Origin of the sequence: Micromonospora sp. C28SCA-DRY-2, from assembly GCF_030519475.1 — a bacterium.
In the GTDB taxonomy this organism is placed as follows: domain Bacteria; phylum Actinomycetota; class Actinomycetes; order Mycobacteriales; family Micromonosporaceae; genus Micromonospora.
Genome location: NZ_JAUMKD010000004.1, coordinates 489,055 through 506,296 on the forward strand (window position 1 = coordinate 489,055; position 17,242 = coordinate 506,296).

At 74.8% G+C, this 17,242-nt stretch carries 16 protein-coding genes; 7 read left to right on the forward strand and 9 right to left on the reverse strand.

Features of this window, described 5'->3' with window-relative positions:
* Positions 1 to 6 precede the first annotated feature (6 nt).
* Positions 7 to 1,254: a phosphoribosylamine--glycine ligase gene (gene purD / locus Q3W71_RS19930; protein WP_302920859.1), complete on the forward strand. Its 1,248-nt coding sequence runs from the start codon at positions 7 to 9 to the stop codon at positions 1,252 to 1,254.
* 163 nt (positions 1,255 to 1,417) lie between these two features.
* Here the strand turns inward: purD and Q3W71_RS19935 are convergent, their stop codons facing one another.
* The 3 genes from Q3W71_RS19935 to Q3W71_RS19945 all read right to left on the reverse strand — a co-directional run bounded on the left by Q3W71_RS19935 (position 1,418) and on the right by Q3W71_RS19945 (position 4,867).
* Complete coding sequence (locus Q3W71_RS19935) at positions 1,418 to 2,983, reverse strand: AMP-binding protein (RefSeq protein WP_302920860.1); 1,566 nt, start codon at positions 2,981 to 2,983, stop codon at positions 1,418 to 1,420.
* A gap of 215 nt (positions 2,984 to 3,198) precedes the next feature.
* Entirely contained in the window at positions 3,199 to 4,413 is a 1,215-nt protein-coding gene (locus Q3W71_RS19940; protein ID WP_302920861.1) for an acyl-CoA dehydrogenase family protein, read from the reverse strand.
* A 1-nt stretch (position 4,414) separates the two neighbouring features.
* Entirely contained in the window at positions 4,415 to 4,867 is a 453-nt protein-coding gene (locus Q3W71_RS19945) for an SCP2 sterol-binding domain-containing protein (protein ID WP_302920862.1), read from the reverse strand.
* A gap of 66 nt (positions 4,868 to 4,933) precedes the next feature.
* Between Q3W71_RS19945 and Q3W71_RS19950 the strand changes: the two genes are divergently transcribed.
* Positions 4,934 to 5,569, forward strand: a complete 636-nt coding sequence (locus tag Q3W71_RS19950; protein ID WP_302920863.1) for a TetR/AcrR family transcriptional regulator — start codon at positions 4,934 to 4,936, stop codon at positions 5,567 to 5,569.
* 23 nt (positions 5,570 to 5,592) lie between these two features.
* Here the strand turns inward: Q3W71_RS19950 and Q3W71_RS19955 are convergent, their stop codons facing one another.
* Positions 5,593 to 6,234, reverse strand: a complete 642-nt coding sequence (locus Q3W71_RS19955; RefSeq protein ID WP_302920864.1) for a DedA family protein — start codon at positions 6,232 to 6,234, stop codon at positions 5,593 to 5,595.
* A gap of 170 nt (positions 6,235 to 6,404) precedes the next feature.
* On the opposite strand from Q3W71_RS19955, the gene Q3W71_RS19960 reads away from it, so the two are divergent.
* Together Q3W71_RS19960 and Q3W71_RS19965 are read left to right on the forward strand one after the other, a co-directional pair.
* Complete coding sequence (locus tag Q3W71_RS19960; RefSeq protein WP_302920865.1) at positions 6,405 to 7,619, forward strand: sensor histidine kinase; 1,215 nt, start codon at positions 6,405 to 6,407, stop codon at positions 7,617 to 7,619.
* Positions 7,616 to 8,257, forward strand: a complete 642-nt coding sequence (locus Q3W71_RS19965; protein WP_302920866.1) for a response regulator transcription factor — start codon at positions 7,616 to 7,618, stop codon at positions 8,255 to 8,257. The genes Q3W71_RS19960 and Q3W71_RS19965 overlap by 4 nt, the downstream gene beginning before the upstream one ends.
* 125 nt (positions 8,258 to 8,382) lie before the next feature.
* Here the strand turns inward: Q3W71_RS19965 and Q3W71_RS19970 are convergent, their stop codons facing one another.
* The 3 genes from Q3W71_RS19970 to Q3W71_RS19980 are packed head-to-tail and all read right to left on the reverse strand — an operon-like array spanning position 8,383 to position 11,270.
* Positions 8,383 to 8,988, reverse strand: coding sequence for a DedA family protein (locus Q3W71_RS19970; protein WP_302920867.1), 606 nt, complete (start codon positions 8,986 to 8,988; stop codon positions 8,383 to 8,385).
* 40 nt (positions 8,989 to 9,028) lie between these two features.
* The gene (locus Q3W71_RS19975) at positions 9,029 to 9,910 is read right to left on the reverse strand and encodes a MaoC/PaaZ C-terminal domain-containing protein (protein WP_302920868.1); all 882 of its coding nucleotides are present in this window, start codon (positions 9,908 to 9,910) and stop codon (positions 9,029 to 9,031) included.
* Between the two features lies 1 nt (position 9,911).
* Positions 9,912 to 11,270, reverse strand: a complete 1,359-nt coding sequence (locus Q3W71_RS19980) for a 3-oxoacyl-ACP reductase (protein ID WP_302920869.1) — start codon at positions 11,268 to 11,270, stop codon at positions 9,912 to 9,914.
* 54 nt (positions 11,271 to 11,324) lie between these two features.
* Between Q3W71_RS19980 and Q3W71_RS19985 the strand changes: the two genes are divergently transcribed.
* Positions 11,325 to 12,617 (forward strand): acetyl-CoA C-acetyltransferase, encoded by a 1,293-nt coding sequence (locus Q3W71_RS19985; RefSeq protein WP_302920870.1) that lies wholly within the window; start codon positions 11,325 to 11,327, stop codon positions 12,615 to 12,617.
* A 46-nt stretch (positions 12,618 to 12,663) separates the two neighbouring features.
* On the opposite strand, the gene Q3W71_RS19990 is transcribed toward Q3W71_RS19985, so the two are convergent.
* Positions 12,664 to 13,140, reverse strand: coding sequence for a hypothetical protein (locus Q3W71_RS19990; protein ID WP_302920871.1), 477 nt, complete (start codon positions 13,138 to 13,140; stop codon positions 12,664 to 12,666).
* Positions 13,141 to 13,386: 246 nt separating this feature from the next.
* Here Q3W71_RS19990 and Q3W71_RS19995 point away from each other — a divergent pair, with 246 nt between their 5' ends.
* Both Q3W71_RS19995 and purB read left to right on the forward strand, forming a co-directional pair.
* Positions 13,387 to 15,102 (forward strand): sugar ABC transporter permease, encoded by a 1,716-nt coding sequence (locus Q3W71_RS19995; protein WP_302920872.1) that lies wholly within the window; start codon positions 13,387 to 13,389, stop codon positions 15,100 to 15,102.
* A 5-nt stretch (positions 15,103 to 15,107) separates the two neighbouring features.
* A complete protein-coding gene (purB, locus tag Q3W71_RS20000) occupies positions 15,108 to 16,529 on the forward strand; it encodes an adenylosuccinate lyase (RefSeq protein ID WP_302920873.1) in 1,422 nt (473 codons plus the stop codon).
* Between the two features lie 126 nt (positions 16,530 to 16,655).
* On the opposite strand, the gene Q3W71_RS20005 is transcribed toward purB, so the two are convergent.
* Positions 16,656 to 17,222, reverse strand: coding sequence for a YbjQ family protein (locus Q3W71_RS20005; RefSeq protein WP_302920874.1), 567 nt, complete (start codon positions 17,220 to 17,222; stop codon positions 16,656 to 16,658).
* Positions 17,223 to 17,242: the final 20 nt, after the last annotated feature.

Below are 17,242 nucleotides of genomic sequence, written 5' to 3' on the forward strand. Positions count from 1 at the left end.
GGGGTCGTGCGGGTACTTCTTGTGGGTGGTGGGGGGCGGGAGCACGCGCTCGCGCTCGGGCTGGCGGCCGATCCGGCGGTGGACAAGTTGTTCGCGGCGCCGGGCAATCCGGGCATCGGGCAGCTGGCCGAGCTGCGGCAGGTCGACCCGAACGATCCGGTGGCGGTCGCCGCGCTGGCGACGGAGACCGGCGCCGACCTGGTGGTGATCGGTCCCGAGGCGCCGCTGGTCGCCGGCGTCGCCGACGCGGTGCGGGCGAAGGGGATCGCGGTGTTCGGCCCGTCCGCCGCGGCCGCCCGGCTGGAGGGTTCCAAGGCGTTCGCCAAGGACGTGATGACCGCCGCCGGCGTGCCCACCGCGCGCGCGTACACCTGCGGTGACCAGGCGACCGCCGGCGCCGCGCTGGACGAGTTCGGCGCGCCGTACGTGGTGAAGAACGACGGGCTCGCCGCCGGCAAGGGCGTGGTGGTCACCGACGACCGGGCCGCCGCGCTCCGGCACGCCGCCGAGTGCGGGCAGGTCGTGGTCGAGGAGTACCTGGCCGGGCCCGAGGTGTCGCTCTTCGTGGTGACCGACGGCGACGCCGCGCTGCCGCTGCTGCCGGCCCAGGACTTCAAGCGGGTCGGCGACGGCGACACCGGCCCGAACACCGGCGGCATGGGGGCGTACGCCCCGCTGCCCTGGGCGCCCCCCGGTCTGGTGGACGAGGTGATGCGCGACGTCGTGCACCCCACCCTGGCCGAGCTGCGCCGCCGCGGCACCCCGTTCGCCGGCCTGCTCTACGTCGGGCTGGCGATCACCGCCGACGGCCCGCGGGTGATCGAGTTCAACGCGCGCTTCGGTGACCCGGAGACGCAGGTGGTGCTGGCGCTGCTGGAGACGCCGCTCGGCGGGCTGCTGCACGCCGCCGCCACCGGTACGCTCGCCGACCACCCGCCGCTGCGCTGGCGGGACGGCGCCGCCGTGACGGTCGTGGTCGCCGCCGAGGGCTACCCGGCCGCGCCCCGCACCGGTGACGCGATCAGCGGCGCCGAGGGCGCGGGCTTCATCCACGCCGGCACCCGCCGGGCCCCGGACGGCACGCTCTGTTCGGCGGGTGGCCGGGTGCTCTGCGCCACCGCCACCGGCGCCGACCTCGCCGCCGCGCGGGACGCCGCGTACGCCCTGGTGGGCGGCGTGGGGCTGGCCGGCTCCCACTACCGCAAGGACATCGCCGCCGCCGCGGTCGCCGGCCGGGTCACGATTCCCGGCTGACCCGGGCAACCCCCACCGCTGCCGCCTCCGTTTGACCGGTGAGGCGAGGAGGTGGCGGGATTGCCGGCCGACATTGAGGGCTACCGCGAGTACGTCGGGGCGCGGCTGGAGCCGCCCGCCGCACCGCGTACCTGCTCTGTGGCGACTGGCACACCGGCGCCGTTCAGCCGTAGTAGCGGCGCAGCTCCCGGGTGAGCACCTTGCCGGTGGCGTTGCGTGGCAGGTACTTGACGAAGACGACGTCCCGCGGCACGGAGAACCGGGCCAGGTAGTGCCGGACGTACTCGCGGACCGCCTCGGGGTCGAGGGTCTCGCCGGGGTGCAGGGCGAGGAACGCGGCCAGTCGCTGGCCGTACTCCGGATCCGGCACCCCGATGACGGCGGCCTCGCGGACCTGTGGCAGCCGGGCGAGCAGATCCTCCACCTCGGACGGGAAGACGTTCTCCCCGCCGGAGACGATCATGTCGTCCGCCCGGCCGTCGACGAAGAGCAGCCCGTCGGCGTTGATCCGGCCCAGGTCGCCGGTGTCCAGCAGGCCGTCCCGGCTCTCCCGCTCCGCCCCGGAGGTGTAGCCCTCGAAGAGCATCTCGTTGCCGACGAAGATCCGGCCGACCCGGCCCACCGGCACCGGCTGGCCCGCGTCGTCGAGGATCCGCAGTTTGGTGCCGTGCGGCGGCCGGCCGGCGGTGGTGGGCGCCGCGCGCAGCTCGGCCGGGCCGGCGATGGCGGCCCAGGAGACCTCGGTGGAGCCGTAGAGGTTGTAGAGCACGTCGCCGTAGACGTCCATGAACCGGTGGGCGAGGTTGCCGGGCAGCGCGGAGCCGCTGATCGCCACCACCTTCAGCGGCGGCCGCGGGTCCGGCGCCGGCACCTCCAGCAGCCGCTGCACCATCACCGGTACGGCGAAGAGCGCGTCGCACCGGTGCGTGACGAGCGCGGCCAGCGTGGCGGCCGGGTCGAAGCGCCGGTGCAGCACGATGGTGGCGCGGAGCGCGAAGCAGACCTGGAGGGCGGCGAACCCCCAGGTGTGGAAGATCGGGGCGGCGATCATCACCCGGTCCCGGGTGTGCAGCGGGATGCGGTCGATGATGGACACCAGCGGGCCGAAGCCGTTCGGCGTGGGCCGTCGGGCCCCCTTCGGCGTGCCGGTGGTGCCGGAGGTGAGCACGATGATCCGCCCGTCGCGCTCCGGCGGGCGCAGGTCGTCGCCGGGGAGGGCGCCGGCGATCAGTTCCTCGCGGGCGCGCTCGTCGACCCGGTGCAGCTCCGCGGGGAGGCCGAGAACCCGCTCGGCGAACTCGGTGTCGTGCACCAGTACCCGCAGCGCCTGCTCCTCGGCCACGGTGGCCAACTGGGCGGCGGAGAGCCCGGTGTTCACCAGCACCGCGTCGACGCCGAGCAGGGTCGCCGCGACGATGGTCTCGATCAGGCCGTGGTGGTTGCGGCAGAGCACCCCGATCCGGTCGCCGGTCTGCACGCCGAAGCCCGCGCGCAGCGCGCGGGCCAGCCGTTCGGCCCGGTCCAGCAGCTCCTGGTAGGTCAGCTCGGCGCCCTGCTCGTCGACGATCGCGGTGCGGTCCGGGTCGCGGGCGGCCGCCTGGCGCAGCTCACCGGCCAGGCTCCAGCCCCACTTGCGCAGCGCACCGAGCTGGGAGGCGACCCGGATCGGGCGGCCGGGGGTGAGCAGTCCGCGGCGGGTCAGCGTGGCGACGATGAAGGGCAGATCCATGCCACGAGCCTCCTTCGGCGGTGCGCGGAGGGCCCCCGACCAGGGGGCCCTCCGTGAGCTGTCTTCTCGATCATGCACCGGACGCCGGGTCGGGCCCACCCGGCGGTGATCCGGGCCACCTGCTGGACGCCGGTCGGCGCCGGCTCCGCTAGCGGGCGTGGCGGGGCCGGCCCCGGCCCGGGCGAGCGGGCACGGCGCCGTGCCGCCCGCGCCCGTCAGCGGATCTGCATCCCGGAGATCGCCCGGGAGATGACCAGCCGCTGGATCTCCGAGGTGCCCTCGAAGATGGTGTAGATCTTCGCGTCCCGGTACCAGCGCTCCACCGGATGGTCGCGCAGGAAGCCGGCGCCGCCGAGCAGCTGCACCGCCTTCTCGGTCACCGCGACGGCCACCTCGCCGGCCTTGAGCTTGGACATCGAGCCCTCGCCCGCGGTGAACGGCCGGTTGTTGCGCCCCATCCAGGAGGCGCGCCAGACCAGCAGCCGGGCCGCGTCGATCTCCATCTTCATGTCGGCCAGCGCGAACGCGACCGCCTGGTTCTCGATGATCGGCCGTCCGAACTGGACCCGGTCCTTGGCGTAGTCCAGCGCGTACTCGTACGCGGCGCGGGCCACGCCGAGCGCCTGGGCGCCGACGGTGGGCCGGGACAGCTCGAAGGTGCGCATCGCGGCCTGCGCCGAGGCCCGCTTGCCGGAGCGGGCCCGGTCCAGCCGTTCCAGCAGGGCCTCCCGCCCGCCGAGCAGGCAGCGCCCGGGCACCCGTACGTCGTCGAGGAAGACGTCGGCGGTGTGCGACGCGCGCAGCCCGAGCTTGCGCAGCTTGCGGGTCGCGGACAGCCCCGCCGTGCCGGGCGGTACGACGAACGCGGCCTGCCCGCGCGAGCCGAGTTCCGGCTCGACCGAGGCGGTGACCACGTGCACCCCGGCGATCCCGCCGTTGGTGGCGTACGCCTTCTGGCCGCGCAGCACCCACTCGTCGGTGGCCTCGTCGTAGACCGCCCGGGTACGCATCGCGCCGACGTCGGAGCCGGCCTCCGGCTCGCTGGTGCAGAACGCCGCCACGGCCGGCTCGTCGACCGACCCGAAGCACTGCGGCACCCACTCGACCAGCTGGTCGGGCGTGCCGGCGCCGTAGATCGCGGCGACCGCGAGCGAGGTGCCGAAGATGCTCAGCCCGATGCCGGCGTCACCCCAGAAGAGTTCCTCGCTGGCGATCGGGAGGGAGAGGCCGGTGGGGTCGGCCCAGCAGGTGGCGAGGAACTCGAAGCCGTAGAGGCCGACCTTGGCCGCCTCCTGGATGACCGGCCACGGGGTCTCCTCCCGGGCGTCCCACTCGGCCGCGGCCGGGCGCACGACCTCGGCGGCGAAGCCGTGCACCCAGTCCCGCAGATCCCGCTGTTCCTCGTTCAGGTCGAGCGAGAACTCGACCATGTCAGGCCTTGGGGATGTCGAACAGGTTGGCGATGTTGGCGGCCAGGCCCAGGTCGCCCTTGGCCTTGAGCTTGCCGGTCATGAACATCATCACCGGGTTGGCGCCACCGGAGACGATCTTCAGGAACTCGACCGGGCCCATGGTCAGGCTCAGCTTCGGGTCGTGCTGCGGGGTCTCGTTGACGGTGCAGGTGCCGTCGGCGATGACCACCTCGTAGGTGTCGGTGCCGCCGTCGGGCCGCCCGGTGATGTTCCAGTGGATGACCGCGTTGGTGGAACCGGCCCGGTCGGCGCGGAACAGCGACGGCATCCGGTTGAAGACCTCGCCGAGGATCTTGCCGCGCAGGTCGCCGGACATCACCTCGGCGATCTTGTCGTCGGGGGTGGACTTGACCAGCTGCGCGAACTCCTTGGGGCCGACGTTGGCGAAGTTGGCCGGGTCGAAGTCAGTCATGAGGCGCACCTTCCGGGTATTGGCTACTCGTGCGTAACCTTACGGGCGAGTAGGTATGCTCGCAAGGTGTCCGGCACCCCCACCTTCAAGCGCCTGCCCCGGGCCGTCCGCGAGCAGCAGATGCTCGACGCCGCGGTCAAGGTCTTCTCCCGACGCGGCTACCACGCGGCCAGCATGGACGAGATCGCCGAGGACGCCGGCATCTCCAAGCCCATGGTCTACGCCTACCTGGGCACCAAGGAGGAGCTTTTCGTCGCCTGCCTGCACCGCGAGGGCACCCGGATGATGCAGGCCATCGCCGGGGCGGCCGCCCCCGACCTGCCGGCCGACGAGCGGCTCTGGCGCGGGCTGCGGGCGTTCTTCGGCTTCGTCGGGGCGCACCGGGACGGCTGGGCGGTGCTCTACCGGCAGGCCCGGGGCGAGCAGCCGTTCGCCGGCGAGTTGGCGGGCATGCGCGCCCGCCTGGTCGACATCGTCGCCGGGATGCTCGACCACGCGCTGCGCGCCGAGGGGCGCGGGGCGGGCGAGACCGATCTGGAGGTCGTCGCGTACGCCCTGGTGGGGGCGAGCGAGTCGCTGGCCGACTGGCTCGCCGACCACCCGGAGGCCGACCCGGAGAAGACCGCGACGCGGATGATGAACGTCGCCTGGCTCGGCGCCGGGCAGTTGCTGGCCGGCGCCACCTGGCGGCCCGGGCGGTAGGGCGGGGGCCGGGCGGAGCGGGGTCAGCGCCGCAGCCCGGCCGGCTCCCGGGCCGGCGCGGCGGCGGCCGCCCGACGGCGGCCCACGAGCCAGCGGGTCACCTCCACCACCAGGGTCACGGTCAGGGCGAGACCGAGGCCGAGCAGCAGCCCGCGGATCGGGTCCTGCTCGAAGGCGAGCCCGCCCAGGTAACCGACCAGCGCCGAGTAGACGCCCCACGAGCCGGCGGCGAGCGCGTCGAAGACGAGGAACCGCCGCCGGGGGAAGCGGGCCGCGCCCATGGTCATGGTGACGGCGGTCCGGCCACCCGGGATGTACCGGGCGACGGTGAGGATCAGCCCGCCCCGGGTGGCGATCCCGCGCCGCGCCCACTCGTAGGCGGCCCGGCGCCGGCCGTCGCCGGGCAGGCGGGCGAGCAGCCGACCGCCACCGTGCCGGCCGACGGCGTACGAGACGTGGTCGCCGACCAGCGCGCCGGCCGCCGCGACCGCGATCACGGCCGGCAGGTCCGGCTGACCGGTCGCGGCGAAGACGCCGGCGGTGATGACCGCCGTCTCGCTCGGCACGACCGGGAAGAACCCGTCCACCACCGCGATCGTGAAGAGCGCCAGGTAGACCCAGGGCGAGGACATGGTCTGGTGGAGCAGGTCGAGCACGGAATCCATGGACCCGATGCTGCTGCCGGCCCGACCCGTCGCCATCGGCCGTGGGTCAGCCGGGGCGCACTACTTAAGTAGCGTCCGCCCCCGAGCGGCCTCAGGGGCGGCGGGCCGGCGGGCTCGGGGTACGCCGCCGGCGCTCGGGCGGGCGGCCGGGCAGCGCCTACCCTCGGAGCGTGACCTCCAACGTCGCCGCGCTCCGGCGGACCGTCGAGCGGCACCTGCCGCTCGGGCTCGCCCTGCTCGTCGGCGGCGGGATCTGGTACTCGGCGACCGGGGCGCTCGGCGTCCGTTCCCCGCTGCCCGGGGCGCTGGTGCTCGCCGTCGCCGTCGCCGCCGGCTGGGCCGCCGGGATCGTGCACCGGCGGCGGTGGCCGCTCTTCGCCGCGGCGGCCGTCGCCTGGCTGCTGCTGGCCGCCTGGCCCGCCGGGGTCGCCGCCTCCTGGCAGGCCGGCCTGCGGCTGCGCGGCCGGCGGCGGCTCGGCGGCTTCCTGGCCGGCGCCGCGGTGGTGCTCACGCTGGGTGTGCTGGTCGGCCAGGCGGTGGGTGGCGAGCGCCGGCTGACCACCGCCACCCCGGGCAACGCCGTCGCGATGGCGGCCTGGCTGGTGGTCTTCCCGCTGGTGGTCGGGCTCTGGATCCGGGCGCGCCGGGACACTCTAGCCGCGTTGCGGGACCGGGCCGCGCGGCTGGAGCGGGAGCAGGAGGCCCGGGCGGAGCGGGCCCGGGCGGAGGAGCGGGCCCGGATCGCCCGGGAGATGCACGACGTGGTGGCGCACCGGGTGTCGCTGATGGTGGTGCGGGCCGGCGCCCTGGAGGTGACCGCCGCCGACCCGGCGACCGTCGAGGCCGCCGCGCTGATCCGGTCCACCGGCCGGCAGGCCCTCACCGACCTGCGCGAGGTGCTCGGCGTGCTCCGGCAGGCCGGCGGTGGGAGCAGCCCCGCCCCGGCCGAGCCGGCTCCGGGTGGTCCTGCGGTGCCCGGTGGGTCGGACACCGCCCCGCTGCCGGGGCTTGCCGGGGTGGACGAGCTGGTCCGCGAGTCCCGGGCCGCCGGGCTGCGGGTGGAGCGCCGGGACGAGGGGAGGCCGGCGGCGGTGCCGGCGACGGTGGGGCGGACGGTGTACCGGGTCGTCCAGGAGGCGCTGACCAACGTCCGCAAGCACGCGGCCGACGCGGCGGTGACCGTCCGACTGCACCACCAGAGCGGCGGGATCGAGGTCAGTGTCCGCAACGGCCCGTCCACCGCGGGCGCCGGCCTGCCCGGCGCCGGGCTCGGCCTGGTCGGCCTGCGGGAACGGGTGGAACTGCTGGGCGGACGGCTGGAGGCCGGCCCGCGCGACGGCGGCTTCCTGGTCCGGGCGCTGATCCCGGTGGAGGAGGAGCGGTGATCCGGGTCCTGGTCGCCGACGACGAGCAGTTGGTCCGCTCCGGGCTGCGGCTGATCCTGGAGGCGGCGCCGGAGATCACCGTGGTCGGCGAGGCGGCCGACGGCGCCGAGGCGCTGGCCGAGGCCCGCCGGCTCCGCCCCGACGTGGTGCTGCTGGACGTGCGGATGCCCGGCACCGACGGGCTGGCCGCCGCGCCGCGGATCGTCGCCGGCGGCGCGAAGGTGATCATGCTGACCACCTTCGACCGGGACGAGTACGTGCACCGCGCGCTGCGCGCCGGTGCGGTCGGTTTCCTGCTCAAGGACACCCCGCCCCGGGACCTCGCCGCGGCGGTGCGGACCGTGGCGGCCGGGAACGCGATGCTGGCGCCGACGGTGACCCGGCGGCTGATCGAGTCCTTCGCCGAGCGGGGCCCGGACCGGCGGGAGGCCGCCCGACAGCGGCTCGGCGAGCTCACCGCGCGGGAGCTGGAGATCGTCCGGGAGGTGGCCCGGGGGCACGCCAACGCCGGTATCGCCCGCCGGCTGGGCATGAGCGAGGCCACCGTCAAGGCGCACGTCAGCCGCGCCCTGGCCAAGCTCGGCGCGGACAACCGGGTGCAGTTGGCGATCCTGGTGCACGACGCCGACCTGTCCTGAACCCGCCGACCCGGGCGCGGGCCGGGAAGCCGGGCGAGGCACGGTCAGCGGTACGGAGGGTGGCCGGGCCGGGAGCGCCGCCGGCCGGCGCGTGGGCGGGAGTGACGCCGGCGCGGGCGCCGTGGTCAGGGCGGGGCGGCCGGGCGGCGGCGGTGGCGCAGCCGCCGGACCGCCTCCAGCAGCAGGGTGACGACCACCGAGAGGCCCACCCCGACCAGCACGCCGCGGACCGGGTCGCGTTCGAAGGCCAGCCCGCCGAAGTAGCCGAGCAGCGCGCAGTAGACGGCCCAGGTGAACGCCCCGATCGCGTCGAAGAGCAGGAACGACCGGCGGGAGTAGCGCACCGCGCCCATGGTCAGGGTCACCGCGGTCCGCCCGCCGGGGACGTACCGGGAGGTGGTCAGGATCAGGCCGCCGCGCTGCTCGACCGCGCGCCGGGCCCACTCCGAGCCGGGCCGCCGCCGGCCGTCCCGGCGGAACCGGGCCAGCGGCCGCGCTCCCCTTCCGATGGCGTACGAGACGTGGTCGCCGGTGAGCGCGCCGAGGAAGGCCGCCACGATCACCCACGCCAGGTCGGGGTGCCCGCCGGCGGAGAGGACGGCGGCGGTGATCACCGCCGCCTCGCCCGGCACCGCCGGGAAGAACGCGTCGACCGCGGTGACCCCGAAGAGCACCAGGTACACCCACGGTGAGGCGACCGTCTCCCGGAGCAGGTCGAGCACGGCTTCCATGCCCCCATGCTGGCCGGGTACCGGCCGCCCGGGGGCGGAGTCAGCGGATCGTGCCGATCAGGTGGGGGCGGCCGGTACGCGCGTCGTGCAGGGCGAACTCCCGGGCCGGGGCGGCGCTGAAGGCGACAGTGCCGGGCAGCGGCACGGGCAGCTTGAACGCCACGTCGACGGTGAAGGCGTCCGGCAGCCGGCTCTCCAGCGCGGCCAGACAGCGGGCCTTGCTCCACATCCCGTGCGCGATCGGGCGGGGGAAGCCGAACAGCCGGGCCCCCAGCCGGGAGGTGTGGATCGGGTTGTGGTCGCCGGAGACCCGCGCGTAGTCGGTACCCACCCGGGGCTCGACCCGCCAGCGCGCGACGGCGGGCGGCGGCGCCGGCCGCTCGCCCCGGTCGCGCCGCTCGCCGCCGCCGGCGCGGCGCTCCTTGGCGAGGTACGTCGAGACGCCCCGCCACACCTCCGCCCCGTCCACTGAGGCGACCAGGACCACGTCCAGCTGGCGGCCCCGGTCGTGCGGGCGCAGGTTCTCCGCGTACGTGGTGAAGTCGAGCGTCTCGTCGGCGGTGAGCGGGCGGTGCACGGTGATCCGGTTGGCCACGTGCACCACGCCGGTCAGCGCGATCGGGAAGTCCGGCGCGGTCATCAGCCGCAGCGCCAGCGGGAAGCCGAGCACGTGCGGGTACGTCGGTGGCAGCCGGTCGGCCAGCCGGAACCCGCAGACCCGGTCGTAGTCGGCCAGGTGGGCCCGGTCGACGGCGACGCCGGTGACGGCCAGCTCGACGGCGGGCACGGTGGCGCCGCGCCGGCCGCCGACGCCGGGCAGCGCGCCGAGCAGGGCGCGCCGGTAGAGCGCGCCGGCCGCGGGCAGCACGGGCAGCTCGGCCCGGGCCCGGGCGGCGGCGGGACGGTCCTCGGTGCTCGCCATCTCAGGCCCCCAGCAGGCTCTGGCCGCAGACCCGGACCACGTTGCCGCTGAGCGCGCCGGAGGCCGGCCAGGCCAGCCAGCCGATGGTCTCCGCCACGTCGACCGGCAGGCCGCCCTGGGACATGCTGTTCATCCGCCGGCCCGCCTCCCGGATCACCAGCGGGATCCGGGCGGTCAGCCGGGTCTCGATGAACCCGGGGGCGACCGCGTTGACGCTGATCTGCCGGTCGCGCAGCGCCGGGGCGAGCGAGTCGACCAGCCCGATCACGCCGGCCTTGCTGGTGGCGTAGTTGGTCTGGCCCCGGTTGCCGGCGATGCCGGCGATGGAGGAGACGGAGACCAGCCGGCCGCCGGCCGGGATCAGCTCCCGCTCCAGCAGCACGTCGTTGATCCGCTCCTGGCTGGAGAGGTTGACGTCGATGACCGAGTCCCAGCGGTCGGCGTCCATCCGGCCGAGGGTCTTGTCCCGGGTGATGCCGGCGTTGTGCACCACCACGTCGACCCGGCCGTGCCGGGCGGCCAGGTGGTCGGCGAGCCGGGCCGGGGCGTCCGGGGCGGTCAGGTCGAGCTGCACGGCGCTGCCGCCGATCTCGTTCGCCACCGCGGCCAGCTCGTCCCCGGCGGCCGGGATGTCCAGCGCCACCACCCGGGCGCCGTCCCGGGCCAGCACCCGGGCCAGCGCGGCGCCGATGCCCCGGGCCGCCCCGGTGACCAGCACCACCTGGCCGTCCAGCGGGCGGTCCCAGTCCGCCGGCGGCTCCGCCCGCCCGGCGCCGACCCGGACGACCTGCCCCGAGACGTACGCGGACCGGCCGGAGAGCAGGAACCGGAGCGTCGACTCCAGGCTGGTGAGGGTGCCCGGGTCGTCGCCAGTGGTGACGTACACCAGTTGGGCGGTGACGCCCCGGCCGAACTCCTTGCCGATGCTGCGGGTCAGCCCTTCCAGGGCCCGCTGGGCGGTCGCCTCCCGGGGCGTGCCGCACTCGGCGGGTGGGGTGCCGAGCACGATCACCCGGCCGCTGGGCAGCACCGAACGGGCCCGCGGGTGGAAGAAGTCGTAGAGCTGCCGCAGCCCGGTCGAGTCGGTGATCCCGGTGGCGTCGTACACCAGGGCGCCGAAGCGGGCGGCGGCGTCGGTGTCGGCGGCGGGATCGCGCACCTCGACCCCGGCGGCGGTGAGGATCTTGCCGACCGGCTCGGCGAGGCGGCCGCCGGTGGCCGCGCCGAGCAGGGCCGGCCCGGGCAGGAGGGGGTCGCCGGGGGTGTGCCGGCGCAGTCGTGGCGGGTCGGGCAGCCCGAGGCGCTTGACCAGCGCGCGGCCGGCCCCCGATTGGACGAAGCTCGCGTACCTGTCGGTCATAGGCGTAGCCTACTGACGAGTAGGGTTCGGGCAAGACTTTCCAGGAGGCGGATCGTGCAGAACATCCGGCGGGTAGCGGTCATCGGTGGCAACCGCATCCCCTTCGCCCGCTCCAACTCCCGCTACGCGAGCGCGTCCAACGCGGACATGCTCGGCGCGGCGCTCGACGGCCTGGTGGCCCGCTACGGCCTGGCCGGCCAGCGGGTCGGCGAGGTGGTCGCCGGCGCGGTGCTCAAGCACTCCCGGGACTTCAACCTGACCCGCGAGGTGGTGCTCGGTTCCCGGCTCGACCCGCACACCCCCGCGTACGACATCCAGCAGGCGTGCGGCACCGGGCTGGAGGCGGCCATCCTGGTCGCCAACAAGATCGCCCTCGGGCAGATCGACGTCGGCATCGCCGGCGGGGTCGACACCACCTCGGACGCGCCGCTGGCGGTCAACGAGGAGCTGCGCCGCACCCTGATCAAGCTGAACAGCGCCCGCACCCTGGGCGAGCGGCTGCGGCTCGCCGCGAAGCTGCGCCCGTCGCAGCCGTTCAAGCCGGAGATCCCGCGCAACGCCGAGCCGCGTACCGGGCTGTCCATGGGTGAGCACGCGGCCCGCACCGCGCTGCGCTGGAACATCGACCGGCAGTCCCAGGACGAGCTGGCGCTCCGCTCGCACCAGCGGCTCGCCGCCGCCTACGACCGGGGTTTCTTCGACGACCTGATGACGCCCTACCTCGGGCTGACCCGGGACCAGAACCTGCGTCCCGACACCAGCCTGGAGAAGCTCGGCTCGCTGAAGCCGGTCTTCGGCGCCAAGGGCCCGGACGCCGAGCGGGCCACCATGACCGCCGGCAACTCCTCCCCGCTGACCGACGGGGCGTCCACCGTGCTGCTCGCCTCCGAGGAGTGGGCCCGCGCGCACAGCCTGCCGGTGCTGGCCTGGTTCAGCTGGCCGGAGACGGCGGCGGTGGACTTCGTGCACGGCGACGAGGGGCTGCTGATGGCCCCCGCGTACGCGGTGCCGCGGATGCTGGCCCGGGCCGGGCTCACCCTCCAGGACTTCGACTACTACGAGATCCACGAGGCGTTCGCCTCGCAGGTGCTGGCCACCCTGGCCGCCTGGGAGTCGCCGGAGTTCTGCAAGGACCGGCTCGGCCTGGACGCCCCGCTCGGCGCGATCGACCGGGAGAAGCTCAACGTCAACGGCTCGTCGCTGGCCGCCGGGCACCCGTTCGCGGCCACCGGCGGCCGGATCGTGGCCACCCTGGCCAAGCTGCTCGCCGAGGCCGGCAGCGGCCGGGGCCTGATCTCGATCTGCGCGGCCGGCGGCCAGGGCGTGACCGCCATCCTGGAGCGCTGAGCGCACGGCTGCCCCGGCGATCGACCGGCCGGGGCAGCCGCACCGGTCAGTTGATCGCCGGGGAACCGGTCAGGGACCAGACGAAGTCGCCCTTGCCGTCGTTGTTGATGTTGTAGATGACCTTGCCGTCGGCGGTCCAGCCGCCGGACCCGGTGGCGAAGCTGCCCCGGCCGCAGAAGTCGTCACCCTGGTACAGCGAGTTGATGGACGCCGTCATCGAGCAGGTTTCCACCGCCTTGTCGGCGTCGTTGCGTTCGAGGCGGACCTCGACCGTGAACCTGTCGAACTTGTTGCTGCCGGCCTCGTTCCAGCTCACGTAGCCGTCGGCGAAGTGACCGCCGTTCTCCGACCGGACGCACAGCTTGACCGTCACGTCCGCGTTGTACCAGTCGGTCGGGAACTCCTTGCTGTTGCTCTTGCAGGCCACGGCCGCGCTTGCCGGCGCGGCGCCGACGACCAGCGCCCCGCCCGTCGCCAGCACCGTCGTCAGCGCCGCCGCACCAGCCTTGATCTTCCGGTTCACCCGTCCCACCCTTCGTCGTCCTGGTTCGCGGGCCAACCCCGCCGGGCAGGGCCGGAGAACCAGTGGTCCTACCCGACTGTGGCTCCGCCGGATCGTCCGTCCTGTCTAGACGGACGCCGTCGGTGCGCACAAGGTCATCTACCGGTTGTGACGTCCGTCGCTCGGGTGTGGACCGATACCTCGACACGCGGTCCGCCCCGGTGGCCTAGCCTGGGACGGCTTCCCAGTCGACCGGAGGACAGCCCTGTGTCAGCCACCCCGACGTCCGCGCCCGATCCCCGGGTCCACCCCACGCCACCCTTCCCGGCCCCGGCCGGCCCCCCGTCGACCGGGGGCGTCGGCATCGGCCGCGGCGCCCAGATCGTCATCGCCCTGGTACTGCTCGTACCGGCGGCCGTCGCCCTGCTCTGGTCGTACGTGCTCCCGTCGGTCAGCACGCTGGTGGAGAGCTTCCGGCGGGGGCGGTTCCCGGGCGGCCGGAGCGAGCCGGCCGGCGGCGACAACTACGCCCAGGTGATCGAGCGCGGCTTCCTCGGCGATCTGGGCCACGCGCTGCTGCTCGCGCTGGTGCCGCTGCTGCTCGCGCTGCTCGTCGCCCCGCTGCTCGCGCTCGCCGCGGAACGGGCCGGCCGGGTGCCGCGCCTGGTGACCCGAGGGCTGCTGGCCCTGCCGCTGGCCACCTACGCCCCGCTCGCCGTCGGGCTGGCGTGGACCCTCGACCGGTTCGACACCGACCGGGACGCCTGGACGCAGGCCCCCACGCTGACCGCCGTACGCACCGCGGGGCTGCTGGTGGCCGGGCTGGTGGTGGCGGTCGGCGCCACCGCCTTCCTGGCCGTGCTGCGCCGCCGCGCCGGCGGCGGCCGTTCCGTTCCGGCGGCCCTCGCCGTCGGCGGCGTGCTCGGGTTGACAGTCGTCGCGGTGGCCGTGCAGTCCTGGTCCCTCCAGTGGCCCGTGCTCGGCAGCGGCCGCGACGAGCGGACCGGCCCGATGGTGCGGATCGTGCGGGAGAGCCTGAGCCGCCTCGACTTCGGCGTCGGCGCCGCGGGCAGCGTGCTGCTGCTGGCGCTGTTGGCCGTGCTCGGCGTCCTCGCCGTCGTCCTGCTCCTGGTGACCCGCACCCGGATCGCCTTCACCGGTTGGCGGGACCGTCCGGGGGGCGCGGCGCCCGCCGGACGGAACCCGGTCGCGCTCGGTGCGCTGGCCGTGGGGCTGGTGGCCTTCCTCGGCCTGCTGGCGTACGTGTTGGCACCGTGGCTGGGGGCGCTCACCGCCGACGCGCCGCCGCTGCCCGCCGGCGTCTCCACCGGCCGGATCCAGGTCAACACCTGGCTCCCGCCGCTGATCTCGGCGGTGGTCGGGGTGGGCCTCGCCGCGCTGGCCGGCTTCGCGATCGGCGGCCTGCGCCCGCTGGGCCGGGCCAGCGAGCTGCTCCTGCTGCCCTTCGCGCCCTGGCTCTTCGTCGGCGACGGCCCGCTGGCCCTCGCGCACTTCATCCGGGCTCAGGAGGCCGACCAGCTCGACACCTTCGTCGGGCTGATCCCGCCGGGCTGGCTGTCGATCCCCGCGCTCGTGGTGTTCACCCTGTTCTTCAAGGGTCAGCGGGAACGCTGGGCGGCCGGCGGCGGGTTCGCCTCGACGATGCTGCTCCCCGCCCTGCCGTTGCTGGCCGGGGCCGGGCTGCTGAGCTGGCTGGTCAGCGCGCAGAGCTGGCTCTGGCCGCAGCTGGTCGTCCGGGACGTCCAGCACGCGCCGGCGGCGAACCTCGTCCTCATGCGGCTCGCGCAGTCGTTCGGCGATCCGGAGGCGATGCGGGGGTTCGGCGCCCAGGTGCTGCCGCTGCCGATGCTGCTGCTCCTGCTGGCCGCGTTCCTGGCGTTGCAGCTGGGCTACCTGGACCGCCTCGTCGTCACCGGTGGGTCGACGCGCGGCCGGGCCGGGTCCGCCGACGTGAAAGACTGAGGTACGTGACGATCCCGAACGTGCTCGCCAACCGGTACGCCTCGCCCGAACTGGTCGCCCTCTGGTCGCCGGAGGAGAAGGTGCGGATGGAGCGGCGGCTCTGGCTCGCCGTGCTCCGGGCGCAGCGCGACCTCGGGGTGCCGGTGCCGGACGGGGTGGTCGAGGCGTACGAGCGGGTGCTCGACCAGGTCGACCTGGCCTCGATCGCCGAGCGCGAGCGGGTCACCCGGCACGACGTGAAGGCCCGGATCGAGGAGTTCAGCGCGCTCGCCGGGCACGAGCACGTGCACAAGGGGATGACCTCCCGGGACCTCACCGAGAACGTCGAGCAGCTCCAGGTGCGCCGCTCGCTGGAGCTGATCCGGGACCGGGTGGTGGCCACCCTGGCCCGGCTGGCCCGGCTCGCCGTCGAGCACTCCGACCTGGTGATGACCGGGCGTTCGCACAACGTCGCGGCGCAGGCGACCACGCTGGGCAAGCGCTTCGCGTCGGCCGCCGAGGAGCTGCTGATCGCGTACGAGCGGCTGGACGACCTGATCGACTGGTACCCGCTGCGCGGCATCAAGGGCCCGGTGGGCACCGCCGCCGACCAGCTCGACCTCTTCGACGGCGACGCCGACAAGGTGGCCGAGCTGGAGCGCCGGGTGGCCGGGCACCTCGGCTTCACCCGGGTGCTGGACAGCGTCGGCCAGGTCTACCCGCGCTCGATCGACCTGGCGGTGCTCTCCGCGCTGGCCCAGATCGCCGCCGCGCCGTCGTCGCTGGCCACCACGATCCGGCTGATGGTCGGCCAGGAGCTGGCGACCGAGGGCTTCAAGCCGGGCCAGGTCGGCTCCAGCGCCATGCCGCACAAGATGAACACCCGCTCCAGCGAGCGGGTCAACGGGTTCGCGGTGATCATCCGGGGCTACCTGTCGATGGTCGGCGAGCTGGCCGGCGACCAGTGGAACGAGGGGGACGTCTCCTGCTCGGTGGTCCGCCGGGTGGCCCTGCCGGACGCGTTCTTCGCCGCCGACGGGCTGTTCCAGACCTTCCTCACCGTGCTGGACGAGTTCGGGGCGTACCCGGCGGTGATCAACCGGGAGCTGGAGCGGTTCCTGCCGTTCCTGGCCACCACCAAGATCCTGGTGGCCGCGGTCCGGCGCGGCGTCGGGCGCGAGGCGGCGCACGAGGCGATCAAGGAGCACGCCGTCGCCGTGGCGCTGAACATGCGGGAGAAGGGCGCCGCCGAGAACGACCTCTTCGACCGCCTCGCCGCCGACGGCCGCCTCGGGCTGTCCCGCGCCGAGATCGACGCCCTGGTCGCCGACCGCACCGCCTTCGTCGGCGCCGCCCCCGCCCAGGTCGAGTCGGTAGCCCGCCGCGTAGCCGCCGTCGCCGCCACCCACCCCACCGCCACCACCTACACCCCACCCCCCATCCTCTGACCCCACCCCACCCCCACCCCCCGGGGGGCCGCCCTGTTGATCATGAAGTTAGCGGCGAAGTCGATCTCCGAAACCGCCGCCAACCTCATGATCAACGGGACGGCGCGGGAGGGGCGGTGGGGCGGGTTAGGTGTCGCGGGTGGGGGTTTCGGCGGCGGTGCGGAGGTTGGGGGCGCTGGCGGGCTCGGCGATGCCGCCGGGGGCCGCGGCGATCTCGCCCTCGTGCGCGGTCTCCGCGGCGACCAGCGGCTGGTCGGGCGGCATGACGTCGGGCACCTTGGGCACCACGATCACCGCCGTGCCGTACGCGCAGATCTCCATCCACATCTCGCCGCAGTCGCGGCTGTCGAACCGCATCCCCACCACGGCGTTCGCGCCGAGCCGGCGGGCCTCCTCGCCGAGCCGGGCCACCGAGTCGGTACGCCACCGGGTGAGGTTGTCCGGCGCCATCGGGTCGTACGCGCCACCGCGCAGGTTCTTGACCCCCTCGCGGTACGGGTTCCGCGTCCTGGCCATCGATGACACCACTTCGCCGAGAATCTGGCGGATCTCGTACCCGGGTAGTTGCTCCGTCGTCACGACCAGCACGTTTCCGATGCTGTCAGGGGACCCGGCACCCCATCGTGAGGGTTGTTCACCTAATCGGATGCTGCAAAACGGCGCGGCGCGGACGGCCGGCACGTCGCCGGCCATCCGCGCCGCCGGGGCGCTAA

Bases quoted from the DNA above. Each gene is read 5' to 3' on its own strand.
- Q3W71_RS19935 (WP_302920860.1), bottom strand. From the start codon at position 2,983: ATGGATCTGCCCTTCATCGTCGCCACGCTGACCCGCCGCGGACTGCTC.
- Q3W71_RS19945 (WP_302920862.1), bottom strand. From the start codon at position 4,867: ATGACTGACTTCGACCCGGCCAACTTCGCCAACGTCGGCCCCAAGGAG.
- Q3W71_RS19970 (WP_302920867.1), bottom strand. From the start codon at position 8,988: ATGGAAGCCGTGCTCGACCTGCTCCGGGAGACGGTCGCCTCACCGTGG.
- Q3W71_RS19975 (WP_302920868.1), bottom strand. From the start codon at position 9,910: ATGGCGAGCACCGAGGACCGTCCCGCCGCCGCCCGGGCCCGGGCCGAG.
- Q3W71_RS19940 (WP_302920861.1), bottom strand. From the start codon at position 4,413: ATGGTCGAGTTCTCGCTCGACCTGAACGAGGAACAGCGGGATCTGCGG.
- Q3W71_RS20005 (WP_302920874.1), bottom strand. From the start codon at position 17,222: ATGGCCGGCGACGTGCCGGCCGTCCGCGCCGCGCCGTTTTGCAGCATC.
- Q3W71_RS19980 (WP_302920869.1), bottom strand. From the start codon at position 11,270: ATGACCGACAGGTACGCGAGCTTCGTCCAATCGGGGGCCGGCCGCGCG.
- Q3W71_RS19955 (WP_302920864.1), bottom strand. From the start codon at position 6,234: ATGGATTCCGTGCTCGACCTGCTCCACCAGACCATGTCCTCGCCCTGG.